We start from the raw sequence: 21988 nt of genomic DNA, 5'->3' as shown, positions 1-21988 counted from the left end.
AGTCGTCGGCCGGTCTGGGCAGGATCAGATCAGGCCAGCATCCGCCAGTTTCTGTTCCAGCGCGATGAGGTCCGGTATGCGCGCTTGGACGTCGCCGAGATTGACCGCATCCAATTCCAGAGGCGCCAAGGCGACATCCGAACGCGCCAAGCTTGAGTCAACCTTGACCGAACGCGGGATGCCCTGAACGAGCAAGGCGATGAACTTGACATGATCGCGGCCACCCAAGGCGTTGAGCACGGCCACGCGGGCCCTCGAACCTGTCTCAGGCTGGCCACCAGAAGCCGCCTCGAACGACAGAAGAGGTAATGTCAGGTCTCGCCAGGCCACCTGTCCGAGAAACCAGGCCGGGCTACCCTGCGCCGAGTTCGGAGCGCGATATGGAATCAGCTCGGCTACTGCAACGTTGGGCAAAAGCAGCGTGCGGTCGGCCAAAGGGACCAGAAGCCCGGTCAGGCTGGCAGAGGCGTCTTGAGTGATAGCGGATTGACTCATGGGTTATCCAGTTGCAATGCCGCAACGGGCCGGCTGGCCTGCTGCGCAAAGTGATTGACCAAAGCCTGGGCCAGTTCCCGCGGATCACCGCTGAGCGAGCTGTAGCCGCCCTCGCGCAGGCTGTCCGGCATGCTTGAGCAGACGCAGGAATCGGCACGCTGGGTCCAGACCCTGCCGCCCTGGCGCAGAACATAAGCGGCAGCAGCACTGCCATCACTGCCCATGCCGCTGAACGCGATGACACCACAACGGTTACCGAACTGTTGAGCCAGATTGAGCATCATTTGGTCGACGGACGGGCTGTATGGCTCCGGCCAGCAGCGCCCGGAGAGCGACATGGCGCCATCCTTGTCAAAGCCCATTTCTTCGCTGATAGGTGCCACCACGACTTCGCCGCAGCGAATCAAGTCGTTAGCCCTGCTCTGATTGACGCTCCACTCACTGTGTCGCCCAACCGCTTGCGACAGGGCAGACTCGAAACTTGCCTCGATATGCTGGGCGTAGACGAAACCAACCGGCAGCCCTACCGGCAGCGCATCGAGAAACGCTTTTACCGCCTCGGGGCCGCCCAGCGACGCCGCCAGTAGCCAGACCTCTCGAGCGGGCTCGCCGGAGATCGACTCAGCCGCCGCCAGTAGCGGGCCGGGCAACGACAGACGGGTAGCACGCTCTGCATCTCCATGCAGCACTTCAAGACGCGGCCCGACGACCCGGGAAGGGTCACCGACCAAGCGCTTCAGCTTGCCAAACATGCGCCTTTCCCAGCGCGGATAATGTTCGGAGTGCCGCTCCGGCGCATGGCCCTCGCCGAACAGTACCGGACAGCTGTCCCGCTCGAGCAAGGCGTTGACCAGAGGGGAGTCTTCCGTCTGCGCCAGATCTACAAGCCACAGGTCGGCTTGCGCCGCCGTCAGGTCTGCTTCCTCGATTCGTGCCGGATCACAGTTAAGCACGACGTTGTAACCGTTCGCGCTCAACGCTTGCTGCAGCACATGACGCTGCAGAGAGGTGTCTGCGATAACGCCAATGCGGGCGGGGCTGATTTCATTCATGACGCGTGACCAACTGCTGGATCGTCTCGAGTAGCAGCGACTCCTGATAGGGCTTCCCTAGGTACTCGTTAACGCCAATGGCCATGGCTCTGTCTCTGTGTTTCTCGCCGGTACGCGAGGTAATCATGATGATGGGCAGATCTTTCAAATGCTCATCGTGGCGCACCAGCGTTGCCACTTCGAAGCCATCCATTCTCGGCATCTCGATGTCCAGCAGAATGATGTCCGGCTTGCGTTCCTGCAGCTGCGTGATCGCATCGACGCCGTCTTTAGCTGTCAGCACATTCATACCGTTACGCTCGAGCAGACGACTGGTGACCTTACGCACGGTCACCGAGTCATCCACGACCATCACCAACGTAGGCCGATCGACTTCGACATCGACCGGCTCGTCTTCGCCCAACAGACGCAATGGCTGCTGCTGGGTAAGTAAGTGAGCATGCAGGACACGAATGGTCGCGAGTAGATCGAGGATCACCACGACCCGGCCATCGCCGAGGATGGTCGCACCGGAGATCCCTGGGACAGTGGCAAATTGCGGCCCCAGACCCTTCACCACAATTTCACGGGAACCGGCGAGGCTATCGACCTGCACCGCGACACTGTGCTCGTTCGAGCGCACCAGGATGACCGGTAAAGGCAGGCTCTGTCCGACCAGCTTGGGGCGCTGTCCGTTATTCAGCAGCTCGCCTAGATAACGCAACTCATAGGTTTGGCCAGCGTATTCAAAGCGCGATGCTCCAGGCTGGTAATAGGCTTCGAGTTCGTACGGCGACACACGTACGATACCTTCGATCGTGTTGAGCGGGATCGCATAAAGATCCTCGCCTGAGTACACCATCAGCGCCCGGTTGACCGACACGGTAAAGGGCAGGCGGATCAGGAAACGTGTTCCCTTGCCGAGAGTCGACTCGATGCTCATGGAGCCGCCGAGCTGCTTGACTTCCGAGTGCACCACATCCATACCGACGCCGCGTCCGGATATCTGCGTCACTTGCTCGGCAGTGGAGAACCCCGCCTCCAGAATGAATTGCAGCACCTCATGGTCGGATAGTTCGCTACCCGGTTGCATCAAGCCGCGCTCAATCGCTTTCCGGCGGACGGCTTCGAGGTTGATACCGGCACCGTCATCGCTCAACGCCAGCACAATGTCACCGCCTTCACGGCTCAGATCGAGACGGATATTGCCTTGCTCGGGCTTACCCGCCGCGACACGCTTAGTGCCTACTTCGATCCCATGATCAACGGCATTGCGCAGCATATGCTCCAACGGTGCAACGATGCGCTCCAGCACGCTACGGTCCATTTCTCCGGTCGCATTACCGACCAGAAACTCGACCTGTTTACCTAACTCGCCCGCTACCTGGCGAACGATCCGGCGCAAACGCGGCACCAGACGATCGAAGGGAACCATGCGGGTGCGCATGAGGCCTTCTTGGAGCTCCGTATTGACGCGCGCCTGCTGCAGCAACAGGGTTTCCGCGTCACGATTACGTGCGGCCAGGGTTTCTTTCAGATCCAGCAGGTCAGATGCCGATTCGAACAACGCGCGTGACAGCTGCTGCAGCTGGGAGTGCCGGTCCATTTCCAGCGGATCGAAATCGTCATACCCCGCACGCTCCGCCTCAGCCTGATAGCGGCTGAGAATTTGCGCCTGAGTTTCGGTATCCAGCCGCCGCAACTGATCGCGCACCCGCTCGATGGTAGCTTCCATCTCACCCAGGGTGAAGCTGACATCGCTGACCTGCTGCTCAACCCGGCCGCGGAAGATCGATGTCTCCCCCGCCAGATTAACCAAACCTTCCAGGAGTTCAGCAGGTACCTTGACCAGTTCCTGCGGCGCGCGACGTGATGCAGCATCCAGTGCGGCCTGTTCGGCGCGTCGGATGAACGGCAGAACCTTGGCCGGCGCACTGTTGACCGAAGCCTGGGCACTGGCAGCTACGATAGGCGTTTCGAGCACGATTACCGATGAGTCGGGGTGGTCGCCGTGAAGACTTTCCTCAACCTGATGGTCTGTAGGCACGTCGGGCTCAGGTATAAGCCGCGCGCGCATCGACTCAACCTCTTTGAGCAACGCGTCGTAGCCGCCCTGCACGTCCATAAACAAGCTGTCAGTCCACGGATCACCCTGGAGTTGCGCCTCACTGAGACGTTGCTCCAGATCGTGCGCCATGTCGCCCAGGCGACCTTGGGCCGCCAGCCGCGCGCCACCCTTCAGCGTATGCAGCACGCGCATCATGTCGCCCAGAGGGGCCGTACTATCTTGCGTGGCTTCCCAGCGTCCAAGAGCGCTTTCCATTTCCTCCAGCAGTTCGTCGGCTTCCTCGACGAAAATATCCAGAATCTCGGCTTCGGCGGCGTCTTGAGCAGCATCCTCCGCTGCCTTCAAAGCAACGCTGCTCGGCATGCTCAATTGCTCTTCAGGGTTCGCGCGAAACCGCTGGATGGTCCCAATCAGGTCTTTCCCGTTAGGCAGATCTCGGAAAGCGCGTACGGCGTCAAGCATCTCGGCGAGCCGGTCATGGCAGGTCTGAAGCAGAGTGAACAAGGTCTCACTTGCGCGGTAATTACCGGCACACAGTCCTTCGTACAAGTACTCCAGCTCATGAGCAAGATCGCCGATCTCGCGGATATCCGCCATCCGCGCACCGCCTTTCAAGGTATGCAGGTCTCGCTGCAACGCCTCGATTTCAAAACTGTTGCCTACATCTTCCATCCAACGCTGAAGCGATGCTCCGGCGCGTTCGATGATGTCAAAGCCTTCCTCCAAGAATATTTCCACCAGCTCCGGATCACGACTTTCCCAGCTGCCTTCTCCGGCCTTGCCATGCTCGTCCGCCGACATCGACTCCGGCCGCGCGACCGCCTCCGACTCTTCGGGCAACGCTGCGACAAACTGTTCCTCAGGCTGGCCTGACGCTGCAAACGGGAGGTCGTTAGCTGAAGGACTTTCCAGCTCAAGGTCATCGCTGTCCATTTCAAGCGCCAACACGGAATCATCAAGCCGCTCTACAGCTTCCAGCGGCTCAGCCTCTTCAAAAGCAGCATCCGTGCTCTGCGCGCCCTCTTCGGCCATTGGTACTTCATCGTCGGTCGAAGCAACCGGACCAAAGTTCGGCGAGACACCTTGCCGATACGCGCGAATATGCTCGATGAGCCCTGTAGCGGCATCCATCGGCTGGTGTGCCTGAAGCTGCTCAAGTTGCACCGCTAGCTGATCGTGACTGCGTAATAACAGTGTGGCGAGGTCATCGGTATGCAAGTAGCGACCATCGGAAAGGCCTTCATAGAGCGTTTCAAGCTCATGTGCCAAATCGCCGATCGGCCGAATTTCAGCCATGCGTGCGCCGCCCTTGAGCGTGTGCAGATCGCGTAACAATGCCGATAGCGCCAACTGATTAGACGGATCTCCGAGCCAGCGCTCCAGGGCGCCGCCGGCGCTATCCAGCAAATCGACGGCTTCGTCGAGAAAGATCTCGACCATTTCTCCGTCCAGCTCGTCCTCGCCCAAGCCAGGCTCGACAGGCCAGGCTTCGGCTTCGGCTTCGGCTTCGGCTTCGGCTTCGGCTTCGGCTTCGGCTTCGGCTTCGGCTTCGGCCAGAGGCTCGGGGACACTGTCTGCTGACGCAAACGTGACAGAACCCTCTCCGGAAACTTCGTTGACCGGCTGTTCCAACGTAAGCGGATCAATCGCCTCGGCGAGCAAACTCTCAAGTCTGGCCACTAGCTCGGGCTGCCCGGTCACCTGCAGACCTGCCGCGACCTGATCCATCATGCCGACCAAGGCTTCATGTGCCTGTTCGACGTCATCGAAGAACCGGGCGCTGACCGCTAGACGCCCTTCCTGCACAACGGCATAGAGATCAAGCAACACCTGACACAGTGTGTCGATCTGTGGCAACTCGGCCATCTGGGCGCCAAGACCCAGCGTCGTCAGTTCTTCCAACAGCGCGGTCAATTCTTGCCGCTCGGCTGGATGCTCGCGCCAACTCTGCAGTAGCGCTTCGGCGTCAAGCAGGATGTTCATGCCTTCCGACAGAAACAGCGCAATCATGCCAGGGTCGCGTGGCTCGCCGTGCTCTCTGTCGCCTCGCTCACCGGCATCCGCCAGTCGGGCCTGATGCAACTCATGCACGCGAGCAATGAACGCCTCCGCTCCCTCGATGGCCGCCAGCGGCTCACGCTCGAGATTTTCCAGTCCACGCCTGAGCAACTGCTCAGCGGTGTGTAGAAGCTCGGCCTCGGCCAGATCCATCTGTATCAGGTTGGCCTTGAACTCCTTGACCATTCTTTCCAATGGTGTGGCAACTTCAGCCATGGGCAGAATGCCCGCCATATGGGCGCTACCCTTGAGGGTGTGCAGCGCACGCTGTAAAGGGTCGGTTACTGGTTGCGGCAAGCGTTGCGCGCAATCGGCGAGAAAGTCGACGAGTGTGGCCAGATGCGCTTCAGCCTCATTACGGAATATCTCCAGCAACTGCGGATCTAGCACATCTTCATCTGCTTCTTCTTGGGCCAGCTGGTCTTGTGCGACGCCGCCTTGCGGGTCAGGTTCTGGCAACTGCCCTCGGGCCAAGGCGTGAGCGTTTGCGGCCAGCAGGTCGACGTCGTCGCGTTGGCGTTGGGCCTTGGCTGCAAACTCTTCGACTAGCGCCGGCATCAACGCCACCACATCTCTCACCAGCTTTTTGACTGGCTCGCCAGCTTCAATGCTGCGATCCAGAACCCGGTTGAGCAGGTTTTCGACAGACCAGGCAAGTTCTCCAATGACCAAAGCACGGACCATTCGCCCGCTGCCCTTGAGGGTATGGAAGGCACGCCGCACCTCGCCGAGCGCCTCCTTGTCCATGGGATCTTCACACCAGCGCGGCAGGTACTCACTGATGGTTTCGAGAACCTCGGCAGCCTCCTCGATGAACACCTCCAGCAAGTCATCATCGACTGCCTCTTCACCCTCAGGAGGCGGCAGAAGGCTTGGCGGAACATCCCGTGCCGGGGGATTGACGGAAGCAACAGGTGTTGCCAATACGTCCGCCACGGTCATGACCGGCTCGTCGTTAGCCGACTGAGTCACCGGGTCGGGCAACGAGACTTCGGGCATATCGAGTGCCGTCATCTCCGCTTCGCACCAATCGACTTCGTAGCCGATCTCGTCATCGGCAGGCTGACCCTGGGAATCGCTCAACGTCTCGACAGTCTCAGTGCTAATCGCCTGCGACGGCTCTGCCTCGGTCAGCTCGGCATCCTCTCCCGACCAGTCGAACGCTTCAACCTCAACGACATCGGCGACGTTCAACTCTTCGTCGTGGATCAGATCGACATTGGTCTGCGAGTCGAACCCGGTCTGCGAAGGGTCTGACCAAAGCGAGCTCGCGTCCTGAGTCTCAGGGGTACTTATAGACTCTGATGCAGGTTCCAGAGAGAGCACTTCGATTTCATCGAGCGGATCTGACAGCTCGAAACTCGTCTCCGAGTCCGTTTGTTCAAACTGACTTGGAGCCTGCACGCTGAGCGGATAGCCCAACGCCTGCAAACTTTCTTCTGCCACATCGAGAATCAGGTCACCCTGTGAGCCGCAGTCTTCACTGAGGCGCTCCAGGTAGTATTCGACGCTGGTGATGGCATCCGCAAGCGTATCCAGGCTTTGCCAATCAGGGATTGCCTGTTTAGCGAGCAGCTGTTCTTGGATGTACTGGTTACAGGCATCCAGCAAGGCCGCGGCGCGGGCAAGGGGAACCATTGCAAGTCCGCCGCGGGATTGGGTCAGCAACTCCGGAACACGCGCCAGATGTTGATGATTCCATTGGGAGGCAATGAACTCGATGATGGCGTCTTTCGCCTGCTCCAGCCCCGTACGCGCCTCGCGGATAACCAGGCGATGGATCTGCCCGACATCGGTGGTTGGGAGGTGACTGTCCTCGCCACCATGCTCAGCTGAGGTGCCGCCAACCATGCCGGCGAGCGTCGCTTCGACGTACAGCAGCGCGCCTGCGACATCCATCAGAGCTGCGTCGTCAGGCTGCTGGCGCCCATTCGCCAAACCTTCGACCAGGCTGATCTGGTCCAGAATGATCCGCCGTGGTTGACCGAAACCGAGCACAGCGAGCGTATCGGCGATCTGCTTGAGCGGCGACTGTAGCGCTCCGAGATCCGTGAGGCCCGTACGATCGCTGCGCACGAACAGATCCAGGCTGTCCTTTACCCGGACCAGCTCCTCGCACAATGCAGCCACCACCGAGCGCATGGCGCCGCGGTCCGGTCCAGCAAGCTGGGCCCGCTCTTCGTCGACCAGCGTGCTATCGGGTAGCGCATCATCCAGGCTGTACTCAGCCTTCAACGCCTGGATTCGCGGGCTCTGGGCCGGCGCCTTGGCTATATAGAACAGAAGATTTTTGGTCAGCTCGTCAGGAGCTGCCTGATTGATGCCCTCAGCGCCCTCCGCGACCAGACGCTTGAGCTCTTTGTCTACCTGACGTAATAGGTTTCGAACCGTGGTGCCGTTGGCGACAGCGCCGCTGGCGAGCCCCTCCACTACACCGGATGCGATCTGCCATAGCGCGCCCAAGGGTGCATCCTTACAGAGCATTTCTAGGCGCGCAAAGACACGTGCCATGTAGCTTAAATTGGTGGATAGATCCTGGTTCCGAATGACCCCGACCAACGCGACCTGCAACATCTGCCTTAGTTTTCGAAGCAGCGTTGGCAAATCCTCGGTTTGTCGCTGCGCCAAAAATTCGCCCGAAAGGGCCGGCGCTCGCACGGACATGTCTGGCGAAAACAGGCTGGTTTCCGACAACAGCTTCTCGCCACGTGCCGCTCGAAGATCGTTGAGCAGCGGCAGGACCACCATGGGTAGATCGCGCCGAGCACTCTGGATACGATCCAGATAAACCGGCATCTGCAGAATAGCCTGCATGAGCACTTCAAGCGCTTCGGCCTGGCTGGCAACGCTTTCATCCAATAGCGCACGAGCTAACTGCTCCATCTCCTCGGCAAGCAGTGCAGCGCCATAGAACTCAACCATCTGCAAGGTGCCATGCACCTGATGTACATAGGTCAGACAGAAGCGCATCCGCGTCGAGTCTTGCGGGTTTTCGACGAACGCTTCCAAGGCCTGCCGTGCCTGCTTCAGCGTTTCGGCAATCTCGCCTTTCACCCACTCCAGGGCGACATAATCGTGCCGATCACCCATAGCGACTCCGCTCATAAACATTTCCGGGTAAAGGCCAGAACCTGACTATCAGCCACCGGAACCAGCTCCGGGTGCTGCCAACCGACCACCTCACCCGCGCCAATAACCAGCAACCCTCCCGGCGCCAGGCGCTCGGCAAGACGATTGAGGATTTCGCGGCGGCGCCAGCGACGGAAGTAGATCAACAGGTTCTGACAAAAAATGACGTCCACATCGGACATTGGTGCACCGGCCAGCTCCAGCACGTTAAGTCGGGCAAAGCACACCCTCGCTGCCAGACTGGGTACCACCTGAAAACGATCACCCGCCAGTGGCTGGAAATACCGCTCGCGTAGGTCGGGGTCCAGATGTTCGAGTCGACGTAGACCATAGAGGCCCTCACGTGAACGGCTCAACGCACTGAGACTGATATCGCTTCCTATCACACCAAACTGTGTTTCACCGTCGGTACTCTTAAGCGCCTCAGCTGCACAAATCGCCAACGAGTAGGTTTCCTCGCCGCTTGCACAACCAACGCTCCACAGCGACCAGGGCCGAGCAGCAGTCCGCGACTCGACACGCTGCTGTACGTAATCGGAAAGCACTGCAAACGACGGCGGATGACGAAAAAAACGGGTCTCTTGTACAGTCAGACTGTCCATCAGGGTGGACCATTCAACAGCCCCTCGAGGACCGTCGGTGACCTGGCGGTAGTAACTCGCATAATCCTGCGCCCCGACTTCGCGCATGCGGCGGCTCAGATTGGTCTGGAGAAAGATCCGTCGTTGCTCGGTCACAACCAGGCCAGAACGCTCCTCGAGCAGGGTCTGCCAGTCATTGAATTCCGCTGCCGACATATCAGCCAAGGGTCTCAGTGACCAATCAACACCTGGCTGCATACCCTGCCCCTTATCCAGGAAATTCCACAGCGGCCCGTTTCAGGCCGCCGCGCTCTCAAATCAGGCCTGATCCTGCGTTTCCGGCAGAGTAAAGCCGGATACCGAATGCCGCATCTCATTGGCCATCTTGGCCAGGTTACCGATGCTCTTCGCGGTAGCTGTGGTACCGGAAGATGTTTGCGAGGTAATTTCCTGAATGACGTTCATGGTGTTGGAAATATGGCCAGCCGACGACGCCTGTTGGCGAGCCGCGTTGGAAATGTTCTGGATGAGCGCCGCAAGGCTCTTGGATACCTTTTCGATTTCCTCCAGAGCGACCCCTGCGTCCTGGGCCAGGCGGGCACCTCGAACCACTTCGGACGTGGTCTGCTCCATCGAGATAACCGCTTCGTTCGTGTCTGTCTGAATGGTCTTAACCAGCGCTTCGATCTGCTTTGTTGCAGCAGAGGAACGCTCCGCAAGACGCTGTACTTCGTCCGCAACGACCGCAAAGCCTCGACCGGCGTCGCCGGCCATGGAGGCCTGAATCGCGGCATTCAGTGCGAGGATGTTTGTCTGGTCGGCGATGTCGTTGATCAGGCTGACGATATCGCCGATCTCCTGCGAGGACTCGCCGAGACGTTTGATTCGCTTGGAAGTGTCTTGAATCTGCTCCCTGATGTTATCCATACCGGTAATGGTGTTGTGCACCACCTCGTTGCCCTTGTTCGCGATCGCTACCGACCGCTCGGCTACCGCCGAGGATTCGGCGGCGTTAGCCGATACCTGGTCAATCGACACGGCCATTTCATTGATCGCCGCGGAGGCACCAGCAATTTCCTGAGCCTGATGCTCGGATGCTTCGGCCAGATGCATTGCGGTTGCCTGGGTTTCCTGGGCCGCACCGGACACCTGTACGGCGGTCTGGTTGATCGTTTCAACCAGATCGCGCAACTGGTCAATGGAGTAGTTGATCGAGTCAGCGATAGCACCAGTGAAGTCTTCGGTAACAGTGGCGGCGACCGTCAGGTCACCGTCAGCCAGGTCGCCGATTTCGTCAAGCAGACGCAAAATCGCTGTCTGGTTACGCTCGTTCTTTTCCGCGGTTTCGCTCAACCGACGACGCGTAACCTGAACCATGACCAGGCCGATCAGCAGAATCGAAGCCAGTGCCAGTGCACCAAGGACATAGCCAGCGAGGGTATTGACGTAACGGGCCTCGGCACGGCTTTGAAGCCCCTGGGTCAGCTCGGACGTTTTGTCGAGCAGCGTCTGCGAAACCTCGAAGATGCTGTTCGATGACTCACGTACCTGGAACAGTTCCGGTGAGGTTTCCAGAATCTCGTCTACCGATCCGGAAACGAACTGGAACAACTCTGAAATGGCGGCCAACCGATCCAATGCTTCGACGTCGCTGACCCGGGTAATGCCCATGGCCTCGTTGCCTTCCAGCATGGCGCTGAGCACGCGACCGAACAGGCTGGCGTCGCGACCAAACATGTCTGCGGCCTGCACAGAGTCCTGATCACCGGAAAGCACCTTGTTGACCGACCCCAGGATACGTTCCGCAAGCAGTGATTGACGCTGGGCCACGGAAACCTGAGCGGCTGGAGCGCCACTTTCCAAAAGGATGTCCACGACCTCCTCATACTCAACCTGCAGCTGAGGGATCGTTTCGGCGAGGGTGGCTGCCACCTGATGCAAGGACAGTACTGTTTGTTCGCTGGCAAGGATCGCGTCGGTGTTCTGCCGCAGCGTATCCCAATCCTGCTGCACTGCTGCCACTTCGGATTGCAGCGCTTCAGGTACCGCAGGCAATCCGATGCGATCATCGCCAACCGAGAGGTAACTCCAACGCTCGCTAAAGTCGTTGCGAGCATCTTTCAGCGAGTCGAATGCCTCGGGGGTACCGGTGGCCGCCTCAACCGCGTTCTTCGCGATGCGCTGGGAGAGAACTCGCAGCTCACCTGCGTGTCCAACGTATTCGTTATCGTAGTCGGCCTGTGTATTGATGTACGCGAAGTTCACGAACAGCAACACCATCGAGACGATCAGAAGGATAAACAGGCCGGCGATCAACGTATTGCTACGTACCCCTGCCAGCAATGCATTCGCGTTCATTTTTTTCATTTTTCCGGCCCCCGCCTGGACCACCTGTACGTTTCCTTCCAAGAACCAAAAGGCCGGCATCAGCCGACCCCACCTAAATCAATACGCCACGTCCAGAAATTTCTGATGCGCAGCAAGCGCGTGCGGACTGAAAACCAGCCAGGGCTGCTCGCGCTGAAAGACACCGTGAATGAATGGCTGAATCGAGGCTTCGACAGGAGGCAACTGTTCGGAGAATGCATCTACCGGAAAATGCTGCATGCCGAACACTTCATCGACCGTCAGTCCCGCGAACACATCCTGGTGGTCCACCACCAACACACGCCGCTGCTTGCGTAAAGGCGACAACTCGAGCCCTAGGTAGCCGCACAGGTCCATGACCGGCAAAAGCCTGCCACGGACGTTGGCCACTCCCTTTACCCACGCCTTCACGCCGGGAAGCAGGGTATAACGCGGCTCATGGAGTATTTCGCCAACCTCTCCCATCGGCGCAACGAACAGTCGGCCTCCCATTCGGAAACCGATACCAGCCCATGTCTGGACAGCTTCTTGCTGCGACGGCAATCCGGCAGCCGAAGCCCTGCAACGGCTGTCGATATCCAGGAGTCGCTCAAAAGGCGTAGGCGTATCCGACATGCTGGTAACTTCCTTCGTCCGAATCCCGAAACCGCTAATCAACCGGTAAGTACGGCGCTCAGGGTCTTCAGCAATGTCGCTTCGTCCACCGGCTTGGTCAGGTAATCTTTGGCTCCCTGACGCTTGCCCCAGACCTTATCGGTTTCCTGGTCCTTGGTCGTCACAATGATCACTGGAATGTGACTGGTTTCAGCATCTTTGGTCAGCTGACGAGTCGCCTGAAAACCGTTCAGGCCGGGCATGACGATATCCATCAGCACCGCGTCTGGTTTCTCCTGGCGCGCAAGCGCTACGCCATCGGCGCCGTTTTCGGCCTTGAGAACGACGTGCCCGTGCTTCTCCAGCATGGCCGTCAGTTTGTACATTTCGGTCGGCGAGTCATCAACAATCAGAACGCGAGCCATGATTTCTCCGTAGGAAAGGCTTCAGCGGCACAATGGGCCGGACTTCAGGATACTTGCTCTACCGGTGCAAAGTCAGGCACATGTGCTTTGATAGCACCGAGCAATTCTTCTTTGCTGAACGGCTTGGTGAGGTACTGGTCAGACCCCACAATCCGCCCCTTGGCCTTGTCAAACAAACCATCCTTCGAGGACAGCATGATCACCGGCGTGGACTTGAACGAACTGTTGTTCTTGATCAGCGCGCAGGTCTGATAACCATCAAGCCTGGGCATCATGATATCGACGAAGATGATGCGCGGATGACTATCCGCAATTTTGGCAAGCGCATCGAAGCCATCCACCGCCGTGATCACATCACAACCTACTTTTTTCAGCAGCGTTTCGGCGGTGCGACGAATCGTTTTCGAATCGTCGATCACCATGACCTTCAAGCCCTCGGAGTGCTGTTCCATTTCGCCCTACCATCGCCTCGGTGAGTCGTAGTTTATCGTTATGTCAGTGCGCTGGAGGCCCTGTCATCGATGGGCTGCACCCAATCGCCGGACCTTTTTAGCACACTCCTCAAAAGCAAGCTATCTGCCGCCGGAGCAGCGGGATTTTCCTTGACCCAGCGCACAACCGCCGCCAATCTGCGTCGGTATTTCAAGCCTCTGGCAGCGCTTGCCTGCCCCTCGTTGGAGACCACCACATGACTGTTCGCGTCGGGATCATCATGGACCCAATCGCGCAGATCGCATTCAAGAAAGACAGCTCCCTGGCCATGCTGCTGGCAGCCCAGGACCGCGGCTGGACGATCTACTACATGGAACAACGCGATCTCTACCAGCTTGCCGGCGAGGCGCGGGCCCGCATGCGCCCGATCCAGGTCTTCAACGACCCCCAGCGCTGGTACGAAACAGAGAAAGAAGTAGACAGCGCTCTTGCCGACCTTAATGTCATCCTGATGCGCAAGGATCCGCCCTTTAACAGTGAGTATGTCTACGCCACCTATCTGCTGGAGCTTGCTGAGCAGGCCGGCACGCTGGTGGTAAATCGCCCGCAGAGTCTGCGCGACTGCAACGAGAAGTTCTTTGCCACCCAGTTTCCGCAATGCACCCCACCGACCCTTGTCAGCAGGCGGTCCGACATTCTGCGGGAGTTTGCTCGCGAGCAGCGTGACATCATTCTCAAACCGCTGGATGAAATGGGTGGCGCATCGATTTTCCGCCACCGCGAAGGCGACCCGAATCTATCAGTGATCCTCGAGGTACTGACCGAGCATGGCGGCCGTCAGATTATGGCGCAGCGCTACATTCCGGCCATCACGGAAGGCGACAAACGCATCCTGATGATAGACGGCGAGCCGGTGCCCTACTGCCTGGCGCGCATACCCGCAGTGGGCGAAACGCGCGGCAATCTCGCCGCCGGGGGACGCGGCGTCGCACAGCCACTTTCTGAGCGCGACATGGAGATCGCCGCGATTGTGGGGCCGGAGCTGCGCAAACGCGGGCTGCTTTTCGTCGGCCTGGACGTGATTGGTGAGTTCCTCACCGAGATCAACATCACCAGCCCGACCTGCATCCGCGAGATTGACAGTGCCTTCGATACCCGCATCGGCGAGCGCCTGATGGACGCCATCGCAGCAAAACTGAGCGAATCCAACGTTTAGCTCAAATGCGGTTGGCGCAGTGCCAACCGCCTCTCTTTCAATTGCCTGCTGCGCTTCGGTCGACGCATCGTCGTAGCCACCCATCAAAGCTGCCGCCTGGTTCATAGACTTTTACAGTCACGCTGGGCAGACTGCGCGCACTTCAAGCCGACTGAAATGCGATGAACGCCGCTACACGCCAACCCTCTCTTGCCCCTACCGGAGTCCGTCCGGCAGACCGTCTCGGCTTTACGATATTTCTCGCAGCCGCGCTTCACGGTGCCCTGATTCTAGGGCTCGGCTTCACGCTCTCAGAACCAGAGCAGACCAGCAAATCGCTGGAAATCACTTTGTCCACGTTTAAGAGCGAAAACAAGCCAAAGGAAGCGGATTTCCTGGCTCAGGACAATCAGCAAGGCAGCGGCACGCTGGAGCACAAGGCCTCGCCAAAAACAACTGAGCAAGCGCCATTCCAGGACACCCAGGTACGCAAGGTCTCGCCCACTTCGTCGCCCCCGCCAAGCAACCCTAGCGAGGCGCCCAAGACAGCCGTAGCAACGCGCGCCCCGCAACCTGAAAAGACACCGGCCAAGCCACAAAAGAACAAGCCGCAGCCACAGGCGCAACCGGCTCCCGTCTATGACAGTTCGCAGCTCAGCGCAGAAATCGCCAGCCTCGAAGCCGAACTTGCCCAGCAGGTCGAGCAATATGCCAAGCGGCCTCGTGTCAGCCGCCAGAACAGCGCTGCCACCATGCGCGACATCAGTGCCTGGTACCGCGACGAATGGCGCAAGAAAGTCGAGCGCATCGGCAACCTGAACTATCCAGATGAGGCGCGCCGTCAACGCATCTACGGGAGTCTGCGAATGTTGGTCGTGGTTGACCGAAACGGCGCGGTACAGGAGCTCCGAGTACTCGAATCCTCAGGCCAGGCGATGCTCGACGAGGCCGCCATGCGCATCGTCAGACTTGCGGCGCCCTTTGCGCCTTTTGCCGGCGAGCTGGCGCAGAATTACGATCAGGTCGAAATCATCCGAACCTGGCGCTTCGAGCGCGGCGATCGCCTGTCAAGCCGCTGACAAAGGACGCGCGTGCCGCGTCGGCTATGGCATTTGGTGCAGCCGCTTCACGGCCCAGGCCGCAACGCTTAAGCTAGCACCCATGAACGCGACCTCGCCCAGCTACCTAAAGCATCACTTTCTAATCGCCATGCCACATATGGCGGACCCCAATTTCGCCCAGACCTTGATTTATCTGGTTGAACACAACCGGGATGGCGCGATGGGGCTCATTGTCAACCGCCCGAGCGGATTGAACCTGGCGGACATACTTGAGCAGCTCCGCCCGGAGCAACCAGGAAATGCCAGCAGCCAGCACCTGACGATCTTTTCGGGCGGACCGGTACAGACCGATAGAGGCTTCGTGCTGCATCCTGCCGATGCGCAATTCCAGGCAACACTTGATCTGGGCCCGCTCGGCGTGACGACTTCTCAAGATGTGCTCTTCGCCATCGCCGACGGCTATGGCCCAAAGCAGCAGTTTATTGCTCTCGGTTATGCGGGCTGGGAGGCTGGCCAGCTGGAAGCGGAGCTGGCGGAAAATGCCTGGCTGAGCTGCCCGGCGCAGCCTGAGATCCTTTTCGACCTGCCCTACGATCAGCGTTTGACGGCCGCTGCCGCATCGCTGGGTGTCGATCTCAGGCTGCTCAGCAGCCAGGTCGGCCACGCATGAGTACGCTGCGACTACTGCTCGGCTTCGACTACGGCACCAAGCAGATCGGCGTCGCCGTCGGTCAGGCGGTGACCGGCCAGGCGCGTGAGCTCTGTGTGCTTAAGGCGCAAAACGGCGTACCTGATTGGTCACAGATCGAAGCTCTGCTACGCGAGTGGCAACCGGATGCGCTGGTGGTCGGCCTGCCTCTAAACATGGACGGCAGTGGCAGCGAGATGAGCGCTCGTGCAGAAAAGTTCGCACGCCGCCTCAACGGTCGCTTCAACCTGCCAGTGCATACCCATGACGAGCGCCTCACCACATATGAAGCCAAAGGCGAGCGCCTGCGTGGCGGCCAGAACGGCGGTTACCGTGAACGCCCCGTTGATGCCCTCGCTGCGGCTCTTTTACTCGAAGGCTGGCTGAGTGCCCAGCAAACTGCATGAAGCGGCCCCAGGAGAAATCATGACCCTGCCCAACCCCGACCAGTTGCTCCCGGAAATGGCTGCAACCCTGGATCAGCACCTCAAGAGCCGGAGCATAAGCGAGCCTCGTTTCATCGGCATCCGCACGGGTGGCGTCTGGGTCGCCCAGGCACTTCTTGAACAACGGGCCAAGAACGAAGCACTGGGGATACTGGACGTCTCGTTCTACCGCGACGACTTCACCCAGAATGGCCTGCATCCCCAGGTCCGCCCCTCGGAGCTACCATTCGAAATCGAAGGCCAGCATCTGATCCTGGTCGATGATGTGCTCATGAGCGGCCGCACCATTCGTGCAGCGCTGAACGAGCTGTTCGACTACGGCCGGCCTGCTAGCGTCAGCCTGGTGTGCCTGCTGGACCTCAATGCCCGCGAGCTGCCGATCAGGCCGGACGTGGTGGGTGCCACACTCTCACTGGCGCCCGAACAACGGGTAAAGCTCCTTGGCCCAAGCCCGCTAACGCTCGAATTCCAGACCCTCGCCTCCGCCAATTGAGACCCTCGCGATGACGCCTACCGACGCCAAGCGCCCGCTACAGCTGAACGATAATGGTCAGTTGCGCCATTTCCTCTCGCTGGATGGCCTGCCCCGTGCCCTACTAACGGAAATCCTGGACACTGCCGATTCGTTCCTCGAGGTCGGCGCCAGAGCGGTAAAAAAGGTTCCGCTGTTGCGAGGCAAAACCGTTTGCAACGTGTTCTTCGAAAATTCGACGCGAACGCGCACCACCTTCGAGCTGGCGGCCAAGCGGCTCTCGGCGGACGTCATCACCCTGAACGTCTCGACCTCCTCGACCAGTAAGGGCGAAACACTTACCGACACCCTGCGCAACCTCGAAGCGATGGCCGCCGACATGTTCGTAGTGCGCCACGCTGATTCGGGCGCCGCCCACTTCATAGCTGAACATGTGTGCCCGGATGTAGCAGTCATCAACGGAGGCGATGGGCGCCATGCGCACCCGACCCAAGGCATGCTCGACATGCTCACCATTCGCCGGCACAAGGGTGACTTCGAAAAACTCTCGGTGGCCATTGTCGGCGACATCCTGCATTCGCGCGTAGCCCGCTCCAATATGCTCGCGCTCAAAACACTGGGCTGTCCCGACATTCGTGTCATCGGCCCGAAGACGCTGCTACCCGTTGGCCTGGAGCAGTACGGCGTGAACGTCTACCACGACATGAACGAAGGCCTGCGCGATGTCGATGTGGTGATCATGCTGCGCCTACAACGCGAACGCATGCAGGGCGGCCTGCTGCCCAGCGAGGGCGAGTTCTATCGCCTCTATGGCCTGACCACTCAGCGCATGGCGCTGGCCAAACCGGACGCCATCGTCATGCACCCCGGCCCGATCAACCGCGGCGTCGAGATCGAATCGGCAGTGGCCGATGGTGCCCAGTCGGTCATCCTCAACCAGGTCACCTATGGCATCGCGATTCGTATGGCGGTGCTGTCCATGGCGATGAGCGGGCAGACCGCACAACGGCAACTCGAACAGGAATACGCGGCCGAGGAGCAGAACTGATGCCTACCCATATCCTCGGTGCTCGCCTGATCGACCCGGCCAATGGACGCGACGAAATCACTGATATTTACTGTCAGGACGGCAAGATCATCGCTCTCGGCCAGGCGCCTTCGGGATTCAGCGCGGCAAAGACCATTGATGCACGCGGCTTGATTGCTGCGCCCGGCCTGGTCGACCTATCGGTAGCACTTCGCGAACCGGGCTATAGCCGCAAAGGCAACATTGCCAGCGAAACGCTTGCGGCAACCGCTGGCGGTATCACCAGTCTGTGCTGCCCACCGCAGACCAAGCCGGTACTGGACACCGCAGCAGTTGCCGAACTGATCCTCGACCGTGCCCGCGAGTCCGGCCATGCCAAGGTTCTCCCGATCGGCGCACTGACGCGCAACCTGGCAGGCGAACAACTCTCGGAATTGGTCGCCCTCCGAGACGCAGGCTGCGTCGCCTTTGGCAATGGCCTGGCCAATTTCACCAGCAACCGCAACCTGGGCCGAGCGCTGGAATACGCTGCAACATTCGACCTCACTGTTGTCATCCATTCTCAGGACAGCGACCTGTCCGAGGGTGGCCTGGCCCATGAAGGCCCCGCCGCGGCCTTTCTCGGCCTGGCCGGGATTCCCGAAACGGCGGAAACCATCGCCCTGGCGCGTAACCTGCTGCTGGTGGAACAAGCCGGTGTGCGCGCGCACTTCAGCCAACTCACTACGGCCCGCGGCGCCCAGATGATTGCCGAGGCGCAAGCTCGTGGCCTGCCGGTCACCGCCGACGTGGCGATGTATCAGCTGATCCTCACCGACGAAGCGCTGCACGGCTTCTCAAGTCTCTACCATGTGCAGCCGCCTCTGCGCAGTGCCGGCGACCGTGAGGGCCTTCGTCAGGCGGTGAAGAGCGGTGTCATCTCGGTGATCTCGAGCCATCATCAACCGCATGAAGCGGACGCCAAGCAGGCCCCGTTCGGCGAGACCGAGGCGGGCATCAGCAGCGCCGAGATTCTCCTACCTCTCGCCCTGACCCTGGTTGAAGACGGCCTGCTGGACCTGCCGACCTTGCTGGCTCGCCTGAGCAGCGGCCCGGCCGCGGCGCTGAAGCTGCCGGCCGGCCGACTGTCGATTGGCGGAGCCGCGGATTTGGTCCTTTTCGACCCGAGCAGTTCGACCCTGGCCGGCGAGCGCTGGCACTCGAAAGGCCGCAATTGCCCGTTCATCGGGCATTGCCTGCCCGGGGCCGTGCGCTACACCCTGGTTGACGGCCGAGTCGCCTTCCAAGGCTAGGCCGCTTACCCAGCCGTTCGCAGCCGAGCAGGGCTGCGAACGGTAAGCGTCTGATCACCGATCAATGCGTTTTTCCATGTTCTGCATCGACACCTGACTGTTCAGCGTCCAGAAGTCATAAAGGATGCCGACGAAAAACAGCCCACCGGTGCAAAGATAAATCAGCCCGGTGATCCATTTGCCCTGGTACATCCGGTGCACGCCGAATATCCCAAGAAAGGTCAGCAGAATCCAGGCGACGGTGTAGTCGATCGGACCAGGCTGGAAGCGCATGTCCGCTTCACGATCCATTGACGGAATCAGGAACAGGTCGATGATCCAACCGACAAAAAACAATCCGAGCGTGAAGAACCAAATGGTGCCGGTGATCGGCTTGCCATAGTAGAAGCGGTGCGAGCCAAGAAAGCCGAAGATCCACAAAAGATAGCCAATCAGGGTGCTATGGGTGTTTTGACGCATCTGAGCCTCGCAGTCCGGTTTGGGTATTTCGTGAGCTTATCCGATTCCCACTCAATTGCAGCGCCTGCCGAGCGGACACCACGCACCTGAGCCGCCATGATACTGTATATCCAACCAGCATCATGGTGATCTATGCAATTGATCGAGAAGCTCAGCGTCCTGGCCGACGCCGCCAAATACGATGTGTCCTGTGCCAGCAGCGGCGCGCCCAAACGCAGCTCAAAAGGCCGCAGCGGACTTGGCGCCACGGATGGCATGGGCATCTGTCACAGCTTCACGCCGGACGGTCGCTGCGTCGCGCTGCTGAAGATCCTGCTGACCAACTTTTGCCTGTACGACTGCCAGTACTGCGTCAACCGGCGCTCCAGCGATGTTCCGCGAGCACGCTTCACTCCAGAAGAAGTGGTAACGCTGACACTGGATTTCTACCGCCGCAATTGCATCAGCGGCCTGTTTCTCAGCTCCGGGATCATCCGCTCGGCGGACTACACCATGGAGCAGCTCAACCGTGTGGCCAGGCTGTTACGCGAAGAGCACGAGTTTCGCGGCTACATTCATTTGAAAACGATTCCCGATGCCGACCCGCAACTTATTGCGGAGGCGGGCCGTTACGCTGACCGCCTCAGCGTCAACATCGAACTGCCGACCGAGGCCAGCCTGATCCGCCTGGCGCCAGAGAAACAGGTGGTGACCATCAAGCAGGCGATGCACGCCATTCATGAAGGCGAGACTGAAGCCAAAGCAGAACAGCGCGCACCACGCTTCGCACCGGCCGGTCAGAGTACGCAGATGATCGTCGGGGCTGACGCCACCGATGACAGCACCATTCTGCACACCGCCCAATCACTGTATGGCGACTTCAGACTGCGGCGCGTCTATTACTCCGCCTTCAGCCCCATCCCACATAGCCCCAAAACCGTGCCGTTTGAGGCACCGCCACTGCTGCGCGAGCATCGCCTGTACCAAGCGGACTTCCTGATGCGCGGCTATGGCTTCAAGGCCAGCGAATTGCTGGCGGGCCCAGGCAACCTGCCGCTGGACATCGATCCGAAGCTGGCCTGGGCGCTGTCCAATCGTGAGCATTTTCCAGTTGACCTGAATAGCGCCGAGCCGACACTGATCGCGCGCATCCCCGGTATCGGGATCCTGAGCGCCAAACGGCTGGTCGCCCTGCGGCGGCAGAAGCGCATCCGCTTCGAAGACCTGACACGGCTTCGCTGCTCGCTTGAAAAGGCTAAACCCTTTGTCATCACACAAGACTACCGACCAAGCCTTGCCAATCGGGAGTCTGCAACCTTGCGCCGGAGCCTCAGTGACGGCCCGGTACAAATGGGCCTGTGGTGATGCAGGTGCGGTTTGATGGGAGCTTTGATGGCTGGCGCGACAGGGCCCGTGAACTGCTCCAAAGCGGCGTCGCGCCGCATCAAGTCGAGTGGCTTGGCAAGGACGAGCTAGGTGGCTTGTTCGATGAGCCAGATACGTCCGAACCAGTCGATGCAGGACCGCCAGTTCGCATTCCGCGACAACTGGTCGAAGAGCTCGAAAGCGCTGCCCGCTTTCGTACGGCAGATCGGTGGAGCTTGCTGTATCGCGTGCTCTGGCGGGTCGCAAAAGGCGATCAAACAGCCAGGCTGGTCGGCGACATCGACGGAACTGAGCTGCACGCACGGATCAAGGCCGTGCGCCGTGAAGCGCACCACATGCATGCCTTTCTGCGTTTCAGCCCGACAGGCTGCGGCGAGTCGCCGAACTATGCCGCCTGGTTCGAGCCTGCCCATGATGTTCTCGTAAGTGCAGCACCACACTTTGCTGAACGGATGGGGCTGAATTCCTGGCTGATCGCAACGCCAATCGATGCGGTGCTTTGGGATGGAGCGGTCATGCACTATGCCGCCGCGTGCCCGCCCGCCTGGCGACGGCTTGCGCAAAATGCGCAGGATCCAGGGGCGGAACTGTGGAAGACCTATTACGAAAGCACCTTCAACCCAGCGCGGCTGAACCGCAACGTCATGGAGAGCAACCTGCCGGTTCGATTCTGGAAGAACCTGCCGGAGGGCGCCCTAATTCCTCAACTGATGAGCCAAGCGCGCGCCGGAGCACAACGTGACGGTCAGGCCGAGCGCGTGGCCAACCAGCCAGGCAAGCGAATCAGCCGGCCTGGCTAGCCA

18 protein-coding genes are annotated in these 21988 nt (G+C 59.8%); 9 read left to right on the top strand and 9 right to left on the bottom strand.

The window, feature by feature from the left end; all coding sequences use genetic code 11:
- Positions 1-24 precede the first annotated feature (24 nt).
- The 8 genes from ALTERO38_RS00780 to pilG all read right to left on the bottom strand — a co-directional run bounded on the left by ALTERO38_RS00780 (position 25) and on the right by pilG (position 13200).
- Positions 25-495, bottom strand: coding sequence for a chemotaxis protein CheW (locus ALTERO38_RS00780; RefSeq protein WP_102836680.1), 471 nt, complete (start codon positions 493-495; stop codon positions 25-27).
- The gene (locus ALTERO38_RS00775) at positions 492-1547 is read right to left on the bottom strand and encodes a chemotaxis protein CheB (RefSeq protein WP_159966911.1); all 1056 of its coding nucleotides are present in this window, start codon (positions 1545-1547) and stop codon (positions 492-494) included. Before ALTERO38_RS00775 ends, ALTERO38_RS00780 begins: the two co-directional genes overlap by 4 nt.
- Entirely contained in the window at positions 1540-8742 is a 7203-nt protein-coding gene (locus tag ALTERO38_RS00770; RefSeq protein ID WP_159969608.1) for an Hpt domain-containing protein, read from the bottom strand. The genes ALTERO38_RS00775 and ALTERO38_RS00770 overlap by 8 nt, the downstream gene beginning before the upstream one ends.
- An 11-nt stretch (positions 8743-8753) precedes the next feature.
- Positions 8754-9620: a protein-glutamate O-methyltransferase CheR gene (locus ALTERO38_RS00765; protein ID WP_159966910.1), complete on the bottom strand. Its 867-nt coding sequence runs from the start codon at positions 9618-9620 to the stop codon at positions 8754-8756.
- 60 nt (positions 9621-9680) lie between these two features.
- Positions 9681-11729, bottom strand: a complete 2049-nt coding sequence (locus tag ALTERO38_RS00760) for a methyl-accepting chemotaxis protein (RefSeq protein ID WP_159966909.1) — start codon at positions 11727-11729, stop codon at positions 9681-9683.
- Positions 11730-11807: 78 nt separating this feature from the next.
- Entirely contained in the window at positions 11808-12344 is a 537-nt protein-coding gene (locus tag ALTERO38_RS00755; protein ID WP_159966908.1) for a chemotaxis protein CheW, read from the bottom strand.
- Between the two features lie 38 nt (positions 12345-12382).
- Positions 12383-12748 carry a twitching motility response regulator PilH gene (gene pilH, locus ALTERO38_RS00750; RefSeq protein ID WP_102836674.1) on the bottom strand — a complete coding sequence of 122 codons (366 nt, stop codon included), beginning with the start codon at positions 12746-12748 and terminating at the stop codon, positions 12383-12385.
- A gap of 44 nt (positions 12749-12792) precedes the next feature.
- The gene (gene pilG / locus ALTERO38_RS00745) at positions 12793-13200 is read right to left on the bottom strand and encodes a twitching motility response regulator PilG (protein WP_019339789.1); all 408 of its coding nucleotides are present in this window, start codon (positions 13198-13200) and stop codon (positions 12793-12795) included.
- Positions 13201-13436: 236 nt separating this feature from the next.
- Between pilG and gshB the strand changes: the two genes are divergently transcribed.
- The 7 genes from gshB (at position 13437) to ALTERO38_RS00710 (ending at position 19361) form a co-directional block, all read left to right on the top strand.
- Positions 13437-14396 carry a glutathione synthase gene (gene gshB / locus ALTERO38_RS00740; protein ID WP_159966907.1) on the top strand — a complete coding sequence of 320 codons (960 nt, stop codon included), beginning with the start codon at positions 13437-13439 and terminating at the stop codon, positions 14394-14396.
- 161 nt (positions 14397-14557) lie between these two features.
- Complete coding sequence (locus ALTERO38_RS00735; RefSeq protein WP_159966906.1) at positions 14558-15454, top strand: energy transducer TonB; 897 nt, start codon at positions 14558-14560, stop codon at positions 15452-15454.
- A gap of 82 nt (positions 15455-15536) precedes the next feature.
- Positions 15537-16106: a YqgE/AlgH family protein gene (locus ALTERO38_RS00730; protein ID WP_102836671.1), complete on the top strand. Its 570-nt coding sequence runs from the start codon at positions 15537-15539 to the stop codon at positions 16104-16106.
- On the top strand, positions 16103-16531 hold the full coding sequence (ruvX, locus tag ALTERO38_RS00725) for a Holliday junction resolvase RuvX (RefSeq protein WP_159966905.1): 429 nt from the start codon (positions 16103-16105) through the stop codon (positions 16529-16531). Before ALTERO38_RS00730 ends, ruvX begins: the two co-directional genes overlap by 4 nt.
- A 19-nt stretch (positions 16532-16550) precedes the next feature.
- Positions 16551-17063 (top strand): bifunctional pyr operon transcriptional regulator/uracil phosphoribosyltransferase PyrR, encoded by a 513-nt coding sequence (gene pyrR / locus ALTERO38_RS00720; RefSeq protein ID WP_159966904.1) that lies wholly within the window; start codon positions 16551-16553, stop codon positions 17061-17063.
- A 10-nt stretch (positions 17064-17073) separates the two neighbouring features.
- Positions 17074-18090 (top strand): aspartate carbamoyltransferase catalytic subunit, encoded by a 1017-nt coding sequence (locus tag ALTERO38_RS00715; RefSeq protein WP_148925467.1) that lies wholly within the window; start codon positions 17074-17076, stop codon positions 18088-18090.
- Positions 18090-19361: a dihydroorotase gene (locus ALTERO38_RS00710; RefSeq protein ID WP_159966903.1), complete on the top strand. Its 1272-nt coding sequence runs from the start codon at positions 18090-18092 to the stop codon at positions 19359-19361. Before ALTERO38_RS00715 ends, ALTERO38_RS00710 begins: the two co-directional genes overlap by 1 nt.
- Positions 19362-19415: 54 nt before the next feature.
- Here ALTERO38_RS00710 and ALTERO38_RS00705 read toward each other — a convergent pair whose 3' ends face one another.
- On the bottom strand, positions 19416-19820 hold the full coding sequence (locus tag ALTERO38_RS00705; protein WP_159966902.1) for a TM2 domain-containing protein: 405 nt from the start codon (positions 19818-19820) through the stop codon (positions 19416-19418).
- A 132-nt stretch (positions 19821-19952) separates the two neighbouring features.
- On the opposite strand from ALTERO38_RS00705, the gene ALTERO38_RS00700 reads away from it, so the two are divergent.
- Both ALTERO38_RS00700 and ALTERO38_RS00695 read left to right on the top strand, forming a co-directional pair.
- Positions 19953-21164: a putative DNA modification/repair radical SAM protein gene (locus ALTERO38_RS00700; protein ID WP_159966901.1), complete on the top strand. Its 1212-nt coding sequence runs from the start codon at positions 19953-19955 to the stop codon at positions 21162-21164.
- The gene (locus ALTERO38_RS00695) at positions 21161-21985 is read left to right on the top strand and encodes a TIGR03915 family putative DNA repair protein (protein WP_159966900.1); all 825 of its coding nucleotides are present in this window, start codon (positions 21161-21163) and stop codon (positions 21983-21985) included. The genes ALTERO38_RS00700 and ALTERO38_RS00695 overlap by 4 nt, the downstream gene beginning before the upstream one ends.
- Positions 21986-21988: the final 3 nt, after the last annotated feature.

Origin of the sequence: Pseudomonas sp. 9Ag, assembly GCF_902506445.1 — a bacterium.
Taxonomy (GTDB): domain Bacteria; phylum Pseudomonadota; class Gammaproteobacteria; order Pseudomonadales; family Pseudomonadaceae; genus Stutzerimonas; species Stutzerimonas stutzeri_AB.
The sequence above is the reverse complement of the archived record's forward strand: the minus strand, read 5'-3'. Positions and strand labels throughout refer to the sequence as shown.